Below are 15,135 nucleotides of genomic sequence, written 5' to 3' on the forward strand. Positions count from 1 at the left end.
TTGGCGAAATAGGTTTGAAATTCTTTACGCACTTTAAGGAGGTCTATTATGACACTAGCAACAGAAATCGCATCACACTTGTTGGACATTAAGGCAGTTCACCTGCGTCCAGAAAAGCCATTTACATGGGCATCAGGTATTAAATCTCCGATTTATACAGACAACCGCATTACCCTATCTTATCCTGAAACACGGAACTTGATTGAAGATGGCTTTGTTCAGCGTATTGAAGAAGAATTTCCAGAAGTCGAAGTTATTGCAGGTACTGCCACAGCAGGTATTCCCCACGGTGCTATTATTGCTGACCGTATGAATTTGCCCTTTGCCTATATTCGTAGCAAACCAAAAGAACATGGGGTTGGTAATCAGTTGGAAGGTCGCATTGTCAAGGGACAAAAAATGGTGGTCATTGAAGATTTGATTTCAACAGGTGGTTCTGTACTGGATGCTGTTGCAGCGGCAGAGCGTGAAGGTGCAGATGTTATCGGTGTGGTGGCTATTTTCACTTACGAATTGCCAAAAGCAGAGCGCAATTTTGACAATGCTGGTGTCAAATTGGTAACGCTCAGCAATTACTCCGAACTTATCAAGGTCGCAAAAGTACAGGGCTATATCAATGCTGATGGCTTGACCTTGCTCAAGAAGTTTCGCCAAAATCAAGAAACGTGGTTAGAAGATTAAGTAGTCATGTTTAAACGCACGATTTCTGGGAACTTATCTTCTAAAATGGTATAATGGTACCTACAGTATGTTTGACATACAATTTTTGACCGTATGAGGAGAAATACATGATTTCAGTTATCGTGCCTTGTTTTAATGAAGAAGAGGCAATTCCCTATTTTTACGAGGCTATGGAAAAGGTTCGTAAGGAAATGGGGGAAAAATTTGAATATATTTTTGTTAATGATGGTTCCAAGGATGGCACTTTAAAAGTCTTGCGTCACTTGTCTGGTCAAGACAAAGTCGTCCGCTATCTATCGTTTTCAAGAAATTTTGGTAAAGAAGCAGCCCTCTATGCTGGTTTACAGGCGGCTAAGGGCGACTTAGTAACGGTTATGGACGTTGACTTACAAGATCCGCCTGCGATGTTGGTCGAGATGAAAGCCATGCTTGAGGCCAATGCAGATTTAGACTGTGTGGGAACCCGTCGTGTCAGTCGTGAGGGTGAACCTCCTATTCGTAGTTTTTTTGCTAAATTATTCTATAAATTGATGAATAAGATTAGCCAAGTTGAAGTAGTTGACGGTGCCCGTGATTTCCGACTTATGCGTCGTCACATGGTCGATGCCATTCTCTCTGTGTCTGAATACAATCGTTTTTCAAAAGGTATTTTTGCCTGGGTTGGTTTTGAAACGGAGTATCTTCCATACAAGAATGTTGAGCGCGTGGCTGGTCAAACAAGTTGGTCATTCTGGAAATTGCTTTCCTACTCGATTGAAGGGATAATCAACTTTTCAGATACACCGCTAAATATTGCTTCCTATACTGGATTTTTCACCTTCTTGCTGTCCTTGGTCTTGATGGTGATTGTAGTGGTTAAAACCTTGGTATTTGGCGATCCGACCATCGGTTGGCCCTCAACCATCTGTATCATCCTATTTTTGGGTGGCTTGCAGTTGATGACTATCGGTATTCTTGGTAAATATTTGGCCAAAGTCTTCTTAGAAACCAAGAAACGCCCTGTTTATATTGTCAAAGAAAAAAGTTCAAACTAGGAGTTGTGTATGGAACATTCAGCCTGGCATGAATTGATCAAGGAACAGTTGCCTGAACATTATTTCGGTAAAATCAATCAATTTTTGGATAAAGCTTATGCAAGTGGGACCGTTTACCCGCCTCGCGAGAAGGTATTTGCAGCCATTCAGACGACGGCATTAGAAACGGTTAAGGTGGTTATTTTGGGACAGGATCCCTATCACGGACCTGGTCAGGCACAGGGCTTGTCCTTCTCTGTACCCAATTCGGTACCAGCTCCGCCATCTCTGCAAAATATTTTAAAAGAATTGGCAGATGATATTGGGGTCAAACAGGACCATGATTTGACAGCCTGGGCGGAAGAGGGTGTTCTTTTACTCAATGCTTGTTTGACTGTTCCAGCTGGTCAGGCCAATGGGCATGCAGGGCAAATCTGGGAGCCTTTTACAGATGCTGTTATTAAGGTGGTCAATAGCTTAGACCAGCCAGTCGTCTACATTCTTTGGGGAGCTTATGCTCGCAAGAAAAAGGCACTGATTACCAATCCCAACCATTTGATTGTCGAATCAGCTCACCCAAGCCCTCTATCAGCCTACCGAGGATTTTTCGGAAGTAAGCCATTTTCAAAAGCAAATGCCTTTTTACATTCAAAAGGAAGTTCAGAAATTGACTGGCTGCGTTAGGTGAAGTTGGCTACACAAAGGAGATTGTAAATGTTATTAGTAAAAAATGGTCGTGTTGTCGATCCACATTCGGGATTAGACGAAATTTGTGATGTCTTAATTGACGGAAAGAAAATTGTCAAGATTGCTGAATCGATTTCTGAAGATGTGGAGCAGGTTATTGATGCGACTGGCTTGGTGGTTGCTCCAGGCTTGGTCGATGTTCATGTGCATTTCCGTGAACCCGGTCAGACCCACAAGGAAGATATTCATACTGGAGCTCTTTCAGCAGCTGCTGGTGGTTTTACTTCTGTGGTCATGATGGCCAATACCGCTCCGACAATTTCCACTGTCGAAACTCTGAATGAAGTCTTGGAATCTGCCAAAAAAGAAGCCATACACATTTACAGCGTGGCAACTATTACCAATCAATTCGACGGGCAACATCTGACCGATTTCCCTGCCTTACTAGAAGCTGGAGCAGTCGCCTTTTCGGATGACGGTATTCCTTTGACAAATGCTGGCGTGGTTAGAAAGGCTATGAAATTAGCCAAGGAACACGACTGTCTCATCAGTCTGCATGAAGAAGACCCTGATTTGAATGGTATTTTGGGGCTCAACGAGCAAGTGGCTGAAAAATATTTTCATGTCTGTGGCGCGACAGGTGTGGCAGAATACAGCATGGTGGCTCGTGATGTCATGCTTGCCTATGAAACGGGTGCTCGTGTTCATATCCAGCATTTATCCAAGGCTGAATCTGTAAAGGTCGTTGAATTTGCTCAAGGTTTGGGAGCAAAGGTCTCAGCAGAAGTAGCACCCCAACATTTTTCACGGACAGAGGACTTACTGCTAACAAAAGGTGCCAATGCCAAGATGAATCCGCCGTTACGCTTGGAAAGTGATCGCTTGGCTGTGATTGAGGGATTGAAATCTGGCATAATCTCCGTCATTGCAACAGACCATGCCCCTCACCATGCCGATGAGAAAAACGTAGAGGACCTCACTCAAGCACCGTCAGGAATGACAGGTTTAGAAACATCGCTTTCACTGGGTCTGACTCACTTGGTGGAAGAAGGCCACCTAACTCTCTTGCAACTGCTGGAGAAGATGACCATTAACCCTGCCAAGCTCTATGGCCTTGATGCTGGTTATCTTGCTGAAAATGGACCTGCCGACTTGGTCATTTTTGATCCGACTGTAAATCGTTTGGTCACAGCAGACTTTGCTTCAAAGTCAGCCAATTCTCCATTTGTTGGTGATCGATTGAAGGGCGAGGTTCGTTTTACAATATCGGATGGCAAAATTGTTTTTGAGAAATAAGCAGTAAGCGGATTGGGTAACTAATCCGCTTTTCTCGAACATTTTTTCTATAAAAACGATTTCAATGTTTCTATTTATGTTGAAAAAGTGTATAATAGTCTTGTGAATTCTGCACAAGAAAGGTTTGTTTATGAAAAAGAAAGATTTCTTATTACCAGTTATGTCTACTCTCTTGTTGGCTCCATTCGTCTTAGCTCAACAAGTGCAGGCTGCTGAAACTACGCCATCGAGTACTACGGCAAGTACCACAGCTGCTAGCCAAGAAGTAGCTCCGACATCAGCTTCAACCGAAACAGCTACCACTGGAAGTGAGGAAGCGGGTGTAACAAGTCAAACTTCAGAAACAGTTGAAGCAGTTATCATCCACACAAACGATGTTCATGGTCGTATTCTTGAAGATACCCGTTCTGGCGTTATCGGTGATGCCAAGGCTGCTGCTGTTATTGAGGAAGAACGTGCAAAGGTTGAAAATACCATCGTTGTAGATGCTGGAGATGCCTTCCAAGGTTTGCCAATTTCTAACTCGACCAAGGGTGAAGATCGTGCCAATATCATGAATGAGGTTGGATACGATGCTATGGCTGTTGGTAACCATGAATTCGACTTTGGTATGGAACAGGCTATCAAGTACAAAGAAACCTTGAATTTCCCACTCCTTAGTGCCAATACCTATGTTGATGGCGCGCGTGTCTTTGAAGCTTCAACCATTGTTGATAAAACTCCAACAGTTGTTGGTGATGAGTTTGTTGTGATTGGTGTTACAACACCTGAAACAGCGACTAAAACGCACCCTAAAAATGTTGAGGGCGTTACTTTTGCGGACCCAATCACTGAAGTCAATAAAGTAATTGACGAGGTAGAAGCGCGTGCCTTAGCTGATAACCGAGTTTATAACAACTATATCATCCTTGCTCACTTAGGTGTTGATACAACAACTCCTGTTGAGTGGAGAGGTTCTACCTTGGCACAGGCTCTTTCTGAAAACAGCAAGTTGGCTGGCAAACGTGTCATTGTGATTGACGGACATTCTCATACAGTCGAATCAACAACCTATGGCAACAACGTAACCTACAACCAAACAGGTTCATACTTGAACAACATTGGTAAGGTAACCTTGAAATCTAACCAGTTGCTAGCTGAAGCAGGTCTGATTTCTGCAGCCGATGCTAAGAATGTGACACCAAATGCGAAAATTGAGGCTCTAGTTGCTGAGATCAAAGCCAAGTACGAAGCTGAAAATGTTCAAGTTGTTATTGCCAACAATCCAGTTGAATTGAATGGTGAACGTTCAAACGTCCGTGTCCGTGAAACAAACTTGGGGAATGCGGTGACAGATGCCATTTACGCTTATGGTCAAACAGGTTTCTCTAATAAAACTAGCCTTGCTGTGACAAACGGCGGTGGTATTCGTGCAACTATTGCTAAAGACCAGCCTGTCACAAAAGGTGATATTATTGCTGTCTTGCCATTCGGTAATATTGTTTCTCAAATCACTGTGACTGGTCAACAAATTGCCGATATGTTTGCCAAGTCCTTGTCTGCAACCTTGCAGGCTGATAAGGAAACTGGTGCTCCTGTATTAGATGAAAATGGTCGTCCACTTTTGGAAGCAAGTGGTGGTTTCTTACATGTTTCCGGTGCTAAAGTTTTTTACGATACAACCCTACCAGCTGAAAAGCGTGTTCTCTTGGTGGGTATTTTCAACCCAGAAACGGGTCTTTATGAGGATTTAGATTCTGCTAAGACTTATTACTTAGCAACAAATGACTTCCTGGCTGCTGGTGGTGATGGCTACACTATGTTAGGTGGCGCTCGTGAAGAAGGTCCTTCAATGGATAGTGTTTTTGCGGATTATTTGAAGGTTGCCAATTTGTCAGTCTATAATGAGGTCAATCCAAATTCACGTTTGGTTTCTGTGGACTCAACCTTGGATACAGATAAAGATAAATATTTGGATTTTGTTGAAGTCTATCATTCAACAAATCCTAATGATTCCTTATCATATCCTGGGAAATTGCTCGTATCAGATTGGCCATTTATTTCAGAAAATACAATTCCTGTTACCATTAAAGATTTAACTGATGCAGGTAAAACAAGTCTTTCAGAATTAGAAGTATCAACGCCAGTTAACCAGACTGAGTTAACTCAGCAGGCTAGCTCATCTCCTATTCTTAGTCAAGCTGTGGAAGTTAACTCTGAACAGTCTCAACCAGAATTGGTGCAGAATGTAGAAAGCTCGCTTGTTAGCTCAGAATCTATTTCTCAACCTGTAGTTAAACCAGCCTTGGCTGCTAGCACTCCAGTTGCTACTTCTAAAACAACTACTAGCTCAGCAGCTAGCCTGCCAAATACCGGTGATCAATCAAGCCTAGCACTTAGTCTATTTGGCCTTGGTCTTGCTGGACTTGCAGTGACCGTTCGTCGCCGTAAAACAAACTAATCAAATGACAGAAACAGGGTCTTAGGGCTCTGTTTTTGACTGGAGGAAATATGCAAACTGTATTTGACTATCAAAAAGAAGGGAGTCAACCAATCCTTACTTCCTATGTTTTGCTCAGTAATTCGCCTAGACGCAAGCAATTATTGGAGTTTCTAGATCCTCGCATCCAATCCGTTGAAGTCGATGAACGGGGGATTGAAGAGTATTTTATGGAAAAATTTGCTAGCGATGATTTTCTTACTCGAGCAGCAAAAACATGCTGTGAAATTTCCAAGGCCAAGTCGGATATGGAACTAGAACAAGGCTATCTCTATATCTCGGCTGATACGATTGTGGTGGCAGACGGACAGATTTTCAACAAACCTCGGGATTTGGCTGAGGCGGAAGCCATGTTTCGTTCCTATTTTGGCAAGAGTCATTATGTAGTGACTTCTGTTTGTCTTCGAAGTTCTCAGTCATTAGATGTTTTTTATACGCTGGCACAGATTGATTTTGTTGACTATTATCCAGCGCTTGAGGAACACATCCAAGCTTATATTCATGAAAAACAGCCACTCGATAAGGCAGGTGCCTACGGTATTCAAGAGCTGGATCCACGCTTTGTGGCGGGCATTTCAGGGGATATTCATACCATCATCGGTCTGCCCGTGGCTGAAGTTTCTCGCAGGATTTTCGCCCATAATCCTTTTGAAAAATAGCAGAGCTGAAAAGTTTGTTTGTGGTATAATAGAGGTCGAAAAGGAGAGTTTATGACTGTAGATATCGAAAAATACAAGCAGCTGGCCCAGCAGAAACAGGGAGAACATCGAAAATTTCTAGCCAACCTCAAGAAGAAAGCACCCAAAAATCTGGACAGAATTGTTCAAGATATCCATGCGGAAGTTTTTTCGGAAATCGACTGTACAGAATGTGCTAACTGCTGTAAGACCTTGGGACCGCTTTTTACAGAAGCTGATATTACTCGAATTGCTAAGCATTTGCGTATGAAATTACCTGTTTTTGAGGATATGTATTTGCGCGTGGATGAGGATGGCGATAAGGTTTTTCAATCCATGCCCTGTCCCTTCCTTGGAGGTGATAATCTCTGTAGCATCTATGATGCTCGTCCTAAGGCCTGCCGAGAATTTCCGCATACTGACCGGAAGAAGATATACCAAATCAACAATTTAACTATAAAGAATACCTTAATCTGCCCTGCGGCCTACCTCTTTGTTGAGAAATTGCGTGAGCGGATTTAATCAATATAAAAAGGGAGTGGGAAAGACATCCATGATGGCTTCGCCCTCAGCCGCAGAATAATGAAAACGAACATAAAGCCCTCACTAGGTGTAACATCTTAGTGAGGGCTTTGTGGTTGACGATTTAATGATAGAAGTGGCGCAGGACTTGAGCCCAGCCTCTTTTTACTAGCTAGATTTGGACTTGATCCAAGCCCTTTTCGCTTAATCTGTATATTTTTCGGCAAACTTCTTTCAAAAAACGCCTATCATGTGATACGCATACTAAGCCACCTGGATAATCGGCAAATAGTTGACGAATATATGGCTGAGAAGTGGGAGAGAAGTTTCGACTAGGTTCATCTAATAAGAGAAAATTGGCTTGATCAAGAACCATTTTTAACAAGAGTAACTTGGCTTTTTGTCCCCCTGAAAGTTCACAGATCCTGTGATGAACTTCTTGTCGTGTAAACTGAAGACTGGCTAGATGTGTCAAGATTAGTTGTTCCTGCTCACGATTGCCATTTTCCAATAAAAAATTAAGTGGAGTTTTAGACTCATCAAGGACTTCTGAATAGCGCTGGGGCATGTATCCCAAGTTTATATCTGCTCGTTGCCTGAGTTCTTGATAGATTAGCTTTAGAAAACTGGATTTACCAATTCCATTTTGTCCAATGATACCAATCTTATCTTGCCCATTTATGTTGAAATGGATGTTTTGAACGAGTAGTCGTTCGTCAACCATTAATTGAAAGTTTTCTAAGTGAAGTACTTGCTTTCTAGCTGGTAGTGGTGAAATGTCTGAGAAGAAGAGGGAAATGGCATCTTCATGAAAAGGAACTTCTGTGAGGTTTTCCTTCATTCTTTCATAGCGTTTTTCACGTGATAAGACATTCTTCATTTTCTTGGCAATGAGGCGTCCCATAGTAGCATCATGTGTATTGAGCAAGGTATTGCGCACCTGTGATTTTTGTCGTAGGTGCTTATTCATGGCTTTGTCAAATTCTTTTTGGTCATTCCGAGCTTGTTGGACTTGTTTCTGATAAGCTTGTAGGCGCTGTTGAGCATAATCGCTGTAATCCAGTTCTTGAACAGTTGTTTGAGCAAGTGTTTTCTTTTTAACCGATTCTAGGTGAATGATTTTTGTGGCTGTTTTACTGAGGAAATCTTCATCGTGAGAAACAAATAGAATGGTGTTAGGGCTCGTGATGATATAGTTTTCAAGCCAAAGTAAGGTATCCAAATCTAAATCATTTGATGGTTCATCTAGAAAGATGATGTCAGATGGAATAGACAGTAATTTGATCAACTGAATTTTTAGTTTTTCACCACCTGACAGGCTTTTAATCAATTGTTGACTGGAAAATCGCTCGCTGTCAAACTGGAGCTGGTCAGCATAGAGGTAGAGTAGGCCGTAATCAATGTCGATGTCTAAGTCAGCGAAGAAGTAGTCGTTCAAGGTTAGCTCTGCTATTTCCAGTGGAAGACTTTGAGGAATATAGACTGGTGAGTGAAAATATCGGTGAATACTGCCTGATTGAAGCAGGTAGTTGGCGACAAGTGTTGAATCCATCAAGGTTAGTAATAGACTGGATTTTCCATTTCCTTCTTCGCCGATGATGGCTATTTTATCGCCGGGGTTGACAATGAGGTTTAGGTCCTGAACCAAGGTTCTTAAATCTTTTTGATGGTCGAGAGATAAATGTTGAGTGCTTAGTAGCATAAGGCCTCCTTTACAAGAAAAAACACACTACCTATTTAGTAGTGTGTCGAAATCAGCCCAAAAAGACCCTATTCATGGAACAGAGAAACAGAAAAATGGACGCAAGAAAACTACTAAATAAGCATAGAACTTAGTTTGAGTTTACTTCTTATTGTCCATTTCTCCCTACCTCGCTTGCTACATTTGTTTTAGTATAGCATATCGATAAAAACTTGTCAATATACTGTTCTTGTACGGAAAACTTATCGAAGAGTGAAGAAAAAATGAATTTTCTTTCATCAGGAGAGCAAACAATCGTATTTTTGGCTAGGCTTAGGTTATAATAAGAGAAGCTGTGTTTAGACAGGACTCTAATGCAATAGCTTAAAAATAAGGAAATGAAAATGTTATGGATATTTTATTGAGTGTATTTCCAATTGTTCTCTTGATATTTTTGATGATCAAGATGCGTTTGGCAGCCAGTTATGCCTTGCCAGCGATTGCAGGTTTGGTTTATTTGATTTTGTTGATGTATTTTAAGACGGATTTTGCCTTGTTAAATTCAGGCTTGGTCACAGGTTTTTTGGCTACCCTAACGCCGATAACAGTGATTATGGGAGCAGTGCTATTTAATAACTTTCAACGAAAAACAGGAAACCAAGCTATCATCAACAGATGGATGTCTAGTTTGACACCCAATCCTGTTGCTCAGATGATGATTATCGGTTACGCCTTCGCCTTCATGATTGAAGGGGCATCTGGTTTTGGAACTCCCGCAGCAATTGCAGCCCCCATCTTGATTGCTTTGGGATTTGAACCCATCAAGGTTGTGCTAGCAGTATTGATTTTTAATTCGATTCCTGTATCTTTTGGTGCTGTCGGTACGCCGACTTGGTTTGGATTTGGTTCTTTAGGTTTGACCAGTCAGCAGATTGGAGAGCTGGGCTTAAAGGCAGCTCTAATTCATTTAACCGCAGGCTTGCTCATTCCCTTGATTGCCCTTCGTTATGTCTTTTCTTGGTCACAAATCAAGGCCAATCTGCTCTATATTTATTTGACAGTCTTTGCTTGCGCCTTGCCCATGACCCTTTTGGCCACTATCAACTATGAATTCCCATCTCTTTTGGGAGGAGCAATCGGTTTTCTTATTTCAATCTGGTTAGCCAAAAAACAGATTGGCTTGAATTCGGTCGAAAACAAGAAAAATTTTGTGGAACAAGTTACAGCAAAAGAACTCTTTATGGCTACCCTTCCCTTGATTTGCTTGGTTTTGATACTGGTGATAACCCGTGTTCCTCAGCTAGGGATTAAAGGCCTGATGCGAACGGATGCCCTGCTTTTAAGTGCAGATATTGGCTTTGCTAAGCTAGAAATTACAAAGGCTCTGAAATTCACATTAGCCAATGTATTTGGTACTAGCTCGACAGAATCTTATGAATTGCTTTACGCACCAGCATTCATTCCTTTCTTCCTCATTGTGTTGACCCTATCAAGCCTCTATCCAAGTACGAAAGGTCAAGTATGGAAGATGATTGGACAAACTGCCAAACAAGTGTCGGAACCCTTCTTTGCCCTTCTAGGTGGTGTGACCATGGTAAAATTCATGCTACTTAATGGTGAACAGTCTATGGTATCCATTATCGGGATGTCCTTGGCAGCAGCAACTGGTCCATATTGGGGTCTCTTCGCTTCCTATCTAGGTGCCATTGGAGCCTTCTTCTCAGGTTCTGCGACAATTTCCAATCTCATTTTTGGAGGCGTTCAACAATCCATCGCCACGCAAACAGGTCTGAACATGACCAGTATCTTGGCCATGCAGTCAGTTGGTGGAGCCATGGGGAATATGACCTGTGTCAACAATATCATTGCGGCCTCATCCGTTTCCGGAGTGCGTCGTCAAGAAGGATTTATCATGCAGAAAACAGCCGTGCCTATGTTTATCTACGGAATCATTACGGCTTTAGTTGGATTGTTTTTATAAAACAAGAAGCCTCGAAATGAGGCTTTTTTTTTTTTGATTTTTGCATTACTAGATGAATAGGAATGACTATTCTCATCTATTCAGATTTGTGATAAAATTGACCTACCGAGATGAACTAGTAAGGAGATATTCATGGCAATCGAAGGAGTAGAGCAGGCGGCAGTATTAGAAATTGACAATCAGATTCGGCTTCGTAGATATGATGGAATTCATGATTTTGCTTTGATATGGCATCAAGATTTGGAATTGGTCTGGCTCGTTGACGGGGATGAGGAAGTTTATAGTGCAGACTTGCTTCATCGCATGTATGAATACTTGTCAACGAATGGAGAATGTTATTTCATTGAGATAATTGAAAATGGTCAGTTTCTACCAATAGGTGATGTGACTCTTTTTAAAGATGATTTTGCCATTGCAATTGGAGACAAGCGGTATTGGAAAAAGGGAATAGGAACCAAGGTATTGCAGCGAATGATTGATCGAGCAAGGGAGTTGGGCTTTGAGGAAATACTTGTCGAAGAAATTTATGATTGGAATACGGGCTCCCGTAAACTATTTGAGAAATGTGGCTTTGAAGCTGTTGAAAAGAAAAAGAAAGGTTGGTCCTATAGGTTAACAGTATGAAGAAAGTAATGATTATTGGTTGCCCTGGTGCTGGAAAATCGACCTTTTCACTGAAATTGAAAGAAATTACAGGATTGCCCCTCTATCATTTGGATCAGTTAAACTGGTTATCGGACAAGACAACAGTTGCTAGAGAAGTTTTTCAAGCTCGTCAAGAGGAAGTATTAAGGCAAGAAGAGTGGATTATTGATGGTAATTATAGGGGGACTTATAAACTTCGAATGGCGGCCTGTGATACGATATTATTTTTAGATTACCCAGAATCAGTGTGCGTGGAAGGTCTATACAGTCGTGTTGGCAAACCGAGAGTGGATATGCCGTGGGTTTCGATGACTGTCGATGAAGAATTATTAGAGTTTGTAAAGAATTTTCGAACGCAGGTTCGCCCCAATATTTTCAATCTGCTATCCATATATAAGGACAAGAATATTTTTATATTTACCTCCAGAAAAGAGGCAAATGATTATTTGAAGCAACTCAAAAAGCCTTGACTGTTAGTCAAAGGCTTTTTGTTTAGCTTACACATTCAAGACCTTATCTAGAAAGTCTTTCAAACGTGGGTGTTGTGGGTTATCAAAGATTTGTTCTGGAGTACCATCTTCAAGGAACTCACCGCCATCTGTAAAGATAACGCGGTTAGCAACCTTGCGGGCGAAGCCCATTTCGTGGGTTACAATCAACATGGTCATACCTTGTTCTGCCAAGTCCTTCATAACATTGAGTACATCACCAACCATCTCAGGGTCAAGGGCAGAAGTAGGTTCATCAAAGAGCATGATGTCTGGGTTCATAGCCAAGGCACGAGCGATAGCAACACGTTGTTTTTGCCCACCAGATAGGCTATCAGGCATGGCGTCACGCTTGTCTGCCAAACCAACTTTTTCCAATAATTCCATACCAACTTTTTCAGCTTCTGCCCTATCCATCAACTTGTGTTCGATAGGAGCAAAAGTGATATTATCAAGGACAGTCATGTGTGGGAAGAGGTTGAAGTGCTGGAATACCATGCCAACATTGGCACGGAAGGCATCAACATCTGTCTTAGGATCTGTCAAATCATATCCATCTACTGTCACTTGACCACTTGTGATGGTTTCAAGCAAGTTCATGGTACGAAGGAAGGTTGATTTACCTGAACCAGAAGGACCGATGATACACACAACATCGCCTTCATAGAACTTAGCAGTAATACCTTTCAATACTTCGTTTTTTCCATAATACTTGTGCAAGTCATGGACGTTAATTTTCAATTGAGCCATTATTTGCCTCCTTTTTCAAGATTACGAGCCAAGCGCGTCAAGAGAGTGATAACTACCAAGTAGATAATGGCAAGGATTGCGTACATACGGAAGGACTGATAGTTACGAGCGATAATGATTTTACCTGCTTGGAAGAGCTCCACCAAACCAATCGCAGAGATGATAGTTGTATCTTTCAAAGTGATAACGAATTGGTTAATGAAGTTTGGCAACATGATTTTACCAGCCTGTGGCAAGATAATCTTACGCATGGTTGTTCCGTAGGAAATACCCAAACTGCGTGAGGCTTCCATTTGACCAGCAGGAACGGCTTGAATACCACCGCGAACAATCTCAGCGATATAAGCACCAGAGTTGAGGGACAGGGCAATGGTACCAGCAACGAAGTCGTTGATTGGAGATTGCTGACCTGTGATAGATTCGATTAAGTTAGGAATACCCCAGAAGATGAAGGCAGCTACAATCATCAAAGGAATTCCACGAACCACATCAACAAACACAGATGCAGTTACACGGAGGGCTTTGATTGGACTAACCGCGAACATACCGAAGATAATACCAATAACAATAGCGATTGCAAATGAAAGAAGTGCAAGACCGATTGTGATACCAAGACCAGAGAGTAACTGACCGTAGTTGTTTTTCAAAAGACCCGCAATGGTTGTTTCATCAACAGTAGATGTAGTAGAGCTTGTTTTCTCAGTAGAATTGAAGTACTTGTTCAAAATTTCATCGTACTTACCAGATTGGACAAGAGCAGCCATACCGTTGTTGAACATTTCAATCAACTCTGGGTTTGTACCTTTTTTAACAGCGAAACCGTACTCACCAGATTTTTCGCCAGGGATTGGAGTTGCAAAGTCGCGACCTTGTTGGATGGCGTAGAGAAGCACAGCTTCGTCATCCATGAGGGCATCAATAGAACCTGAATTCAAGCTGTCATACATGCCAGAAGCTTCATCGAAAGGTTTAAGAGTATACCCGTACTTGTCTTTGTTACTTTCTAAGAAAGTATAAGAAGCCGTACCGTTTTTAGCACCGACAGTTTTGCCTTTCAAGCCTTCGTAGGAAGTAATATCGCTACCATTTTTAACAGCAAGAAGAATATTTGATGAATAATAGGCATCTGAGAAATCAAAAATCTCTTTACGAGCGTCTGTGATAGACATACCAGCGATAACTGCATCAGCTTGTCCAGCTTGTACAGCGTTCAAGGCTGCATCAAAGCCAGGGTTTTGGATGGTAATAGTAAAGCCTTGGTTTTCTGCAATTGCCTTAATCAATTCCATGTCAATGCCGACATATTTACCAGTTTCGTCCTGGTATTCAAATGGAGCAAATGATGAGTCGGAAACGATTGTGTAACTTGCTTTTACAGGCGTTGCTTTTGCAGTAGCACTACCAGTCAAGCTAAGGCGTGAAGAGTAGTCAGTTGTTTCAGCAGAAGCAGTTGTTGTTCCCAACCACTTGTTCATGATTGTTTCATATGTGCCATCTTCTTTCATGGCTGCAAGTGCCTTGTTAAAATCTTCTACAAGGTACTCATATTGGCTGCCTTTTTTAACAGAGAAACCAAAGGAACCAATGGCTTCACCAGCGATGTCGATGCTGAGGTCTTGACCTTGTTGGATAGCATATTGGATAACTGCTTCATCGTCCATAACTGCATCAACAGCACCAGCTGAAAGGCTGTTGTACATCAAATCGCCTGTATCAAAGGTTTTAAGAGTATAGCCGTACTTTTCCTTGTTTTCCTCCAGAAAGGCTTGGGCAGCGGTACCGTTTTTTACACCGACAGTTTTACCTTTGAGGTCTTCGTATTTAGAAATCGTGTTTGACTTGGTTGTAGCAATAACGATTTTTGTATCGAAGTAGGGATCTGAGAAAGTAAAGACTTTCTTGCGAGCCTCTGTAATGGTTGTACCTGCCATAAGGGCATCGGCAGAACCGGCTTGAACAGCGTTAACGGCAGCATCGAAGCCTGGGAAAGATTGGTTAACTTTCCAGCCAGAGCGCTTGATAACTTCGTTGATGATATCAACATCTAATCCTTTGTAAACTTGGTCTGAGTCTTTAAACTCGAATGGTGCGTAGGCATTATCGAAGACAATATCAATGGTATCGTCAGCCTTAACACTGGTAAAAATAAAGAATACTGGCAGTATGCTTGCCAATAACATGAATAGTTTTTTCTTCATTTTCATACTCCTTCTATATAAAATAACTTTGCTAGTA

At 41.7% G+C, this 15,135-nt stretch carries 13 protein-coding genes; 10 read left to right on the forward strand and 3 right to left on the reverse strand.

Features of this window, described 5'->3' with window-relative positions; genetic code table 11:
* Positions 1-48 precede the first annotated feature (48 nt).
* The 7 genes from pyrE (at position 49) to PW220_RS04905 (ending at position 7,355) form a co-directional block, all read left to right on the forward strand.
* The gene (gene pyrE, locus PW220_RS04875) at positions 49-681 is read left to right on the forward strand and encodes an orotate phosphoribosyltransferase (RefSeq protein WP_105109403.1); all 633 of its coding nucleotides are present in this window, start codon (positions 49-51) and stop codon (positions 679-681) included.
* A gap of 107 nt (positions 682-788) precedes the next feature.
* Entirely contained in the window at positions 789-1,715 is a 927-nt protein-coding gene (locus PW220_RS04880; RefSeq protein WP_248054292.1) for a glycosyltransferase family 2 protein, read from the forward strand.
* A 9-nt stretch (positions 1,716-1,724) separates the two neighbouring features.
* Positions 1,725-2,378 (forward strand): uracil-DNA glycosylase, encoded by a 654-nt coding sequence (locus PW220_RS04885; RefSeq protein WP_248054289.1) that lies wholly within the window; start codon positions 1,725-1,727, stop codon positions 2,376-2,378.
* Positions 2,379-2,408: 30 nt separating this feature from the next.
* Positions 2,409-3,677, forward strand: a complete 1,269-nt coding sequence (locus tag PW220_RS04890; protein ID WP_248054287.1) for a dihydroorotase — start codon at positions 2,409-2,411, stop codon at positions 3,675-3,677.
* A 130-nt stretch (positions 3,678-3,807) separates the two neighbouring features.
* Positions 3,808-6,117: a cell surface ecto-5'-nucleotidase Nt5e gene (nt5e, locus tag PW220_RS04895; RefSeq protein WP_248054286.1), complete on the forward strand. Its 2,310-nt coding sequence runs from the start codon at positions 3,808-3,810 to the stop codon at positions 6,115-6,117.
* Positions 6,118-6,167: 50 nt separating this feature from the next.
* A complete protein-coding gene (locus PW220_RS04900) occupies positions 6,168-6,815 on the forward strand; it encodes a Maf family protein (protein ID WP_248054284.1) in 648 nt (215 codons plus the stop codon).
* 51 nt (positions 6,816-6,866) lie between these two features.
* Entirely contained in the window at positions 6,867-7,355 is a 489-nt protein-coding gene (locus PW220_RS04905) for a YkgJ family cysteine cluster protein (protein ID WP_023370240.1), read from the forward strand.
* Between the two features lie 172 nt (positions 7,356-7,527).
* On the opposite strand, the gene PW220_RS04910 is transcribed toward PW220_RS04905, so the two are convergent.
* A complete protein-coding gene (locus PW220_RS04910; RefSeq protein WP_248054282.1) occupies positions 7,528-9,057 on the reverse strand; it encodes an ATP-binding cassette domain-containing protein in 1,530 nt (509 codons plus the stop codon).
* Positions 9,058-9,445: 388 nt separating this feature from the next.
* Between PW220_RS04910 and PW220_RS04915 the strand changes: the two genes are divergently transcribed.
* The 3 genes from PW220_RS04915 to PW220_RS04925 all read left to right on the forward strand — a co-directional run bounded on the left by PW220_RS04915 (position 9,446) and on the right by PW220_RS04925 (position 12,132).
* The gene (locus tag PW220_RS04915) at positions 9,446-11,017 is read left to right on the forward strand and encodes an L-lactate permease (RefSeq protein WP_248054280.1); all 1,572 of its coding nucleotides are present in this window, start codon (positions 9,446-9,448) and stop codon (positions 11,015-11,017) included.
* 132 nt (positions 11,018-11,149) lie between these two features.
* Positions 11,150-11,641, forward strand: a complete 492-nt coding sequence (locus tag PW220_RS04920) for a GNAT family N-acetyltransferase (RefSeq protein ID WP_248054274.1) — start codon at positions 11,150-11,152, stop codon at positions 11,639-11,641.
* Complete coding sequence (locus tag PW220_RS04925) at positions 11,638-12,132, forward strand: P-loop NTPase family protein (protein WP_248054273.1); 495 nt, start codon at positions 11,638-11,640, stop codon at positions 12,130-12,132. The genes PW220_RS04920 and PW220_RS04925 overlap by 4 nt, the downstream gene beginning before the upstream one ends.
* Before the next feature lie 27 nt (positions 12,133-12,159).
* Here the strand turns inward: PW220_RS04925 and PW220_RS04930 are convergent, their stop codons facing one another.
* Both PW220_RS04930 and PW220_RS04935 read right to left on the reverse strand, forming a co-directional pair.
* Positions 12,160-12,900, reverse strand: a complete 741-nt coding sequence (locus PW220_RS04930) for an amino acid ABC transporter ATP-binding protein (RefSeq protein ID WP_172029687.1) — start codon at positions 12,898-12,900, stop codon at positions 12,160-12,162.
* Positions 12,900-15,098 (reverse strand): ABC transporter substrate-binding protein/permease, encoded by a 2,199-nt coding sequence (locus tag PW220_RS04935; RefSeq protein ID WP_248054271.1) that lies wholly within the window; start codon positions 15,096-15,098, stop codon positions 12,900-12,902. The genes PW220_RS04930 and PW220_RS04935 overlap by 1 nt, the downstream gene beginning before the upstream one ends.
* Between the last annotated feature and the right edge of the window lie 37 nt (positions 15,099-15,135).

Source organism: Streptococcus sp. 29892 (assembly GCF_032594935.1).
Classification (GTDB): Bacteria; Bacillota; Bacilli; order Lactobacillales; family Streptococcaceae; genus Streptococcus; species Streptococcus hyiners.

Excerpts from the sequence above, each read along its gene's own strand:
- PW220_RS04935 (WP_248054271.1), bottom strand. The coding sequence starts at position 15,098 with ATGAAGAAAAAACTATTCATGTTATTGGCAAGCATACTGCCAGTATTC.
- PW220_RS04920 (WP_248054274.1), top strand. The coding sequence starts at position 11,150 with ATGGCAATCGAAGGAGTAGAGCAGGCGGCAGTATTAGAAATTGACAAT.
- PW220_RS04880 (WP_248054292.1), top strand. The coding sequence starts at position 789 with ATGATTTCAGTTATCGTGCCTTGTTTTAATGAAGAAGAGGCAATTCCC.
- PW220_RS04900 (WP_248054284.1), top strand. The coding sequence starts at position 6,168 with ATGCAAACTGTATTTGACTATCAAAAAGAAGGGAGTCAACCAATCCTT.
- PW220_RS04915 (WP_248054280.1), top strand. The coding sequence starts at position 9,446 with ATGGATATTTTATTGAGTGTATTTCCAATTGTTCTCTTGATATTTTTG.
- PW220_RS04925 (WP_248054273.1), top strand. The coding sequence starts at position 11,638 with ATGAAGAAAGTAATGATTATTGGTTGCCCTGGTGCTGGAAAATCGACC.
- PW220_RS04930 (WP_172029687.1), bottom strand. The coding sequence starts at position 12,900 with ATGGCTCAATTGAAAATTAACGTCCATGACTTGCACAAGTATTATGGA.
- PW220_RS04890 (WP_248054287.1), top strand. The coding sequence starts at position 2,409 with ATGTTATTAGTAAAAAATGGTCGTGTTGTCGATCCACATTCGGGATTA.
- PW220_RS04885 (WP_248054289.1), top strand. The coding sequence starts at position 1,725 with ATGGAACATTCAGCCTGGCATGAATTGATCAAGGAACAGTTGCCTGAA.
- pyrE (WP_105109403.1), top strand. The coding sequence starts at position 49 with ATGACACTAGCAACAGAAATCGCATCACACTTGTTGGACATTAAGGCA.
- PW220_RS04910 (WP_248054282.1), bottom strand. The coding sequence starts at position 9,057 with ATGCTACTAAGCACTCAACATTTATCTCTCGACCATCAAAAAGATTTA.
- PW220_RS04905 (WP_023370240.1), top strand. The coding sequence starts at position 6,867 with ATGACTGTAGATATCGAAAAATACAAGCAGCTGGCCCAGCAGAAACAG.
- nt5e (WP_248054286.1), top strand. The coding sequence starts at position 3,808 with ATGAAAAAGAAAGATTTCTTATTACCAGTTATGTCTACTCTCTTGTTG.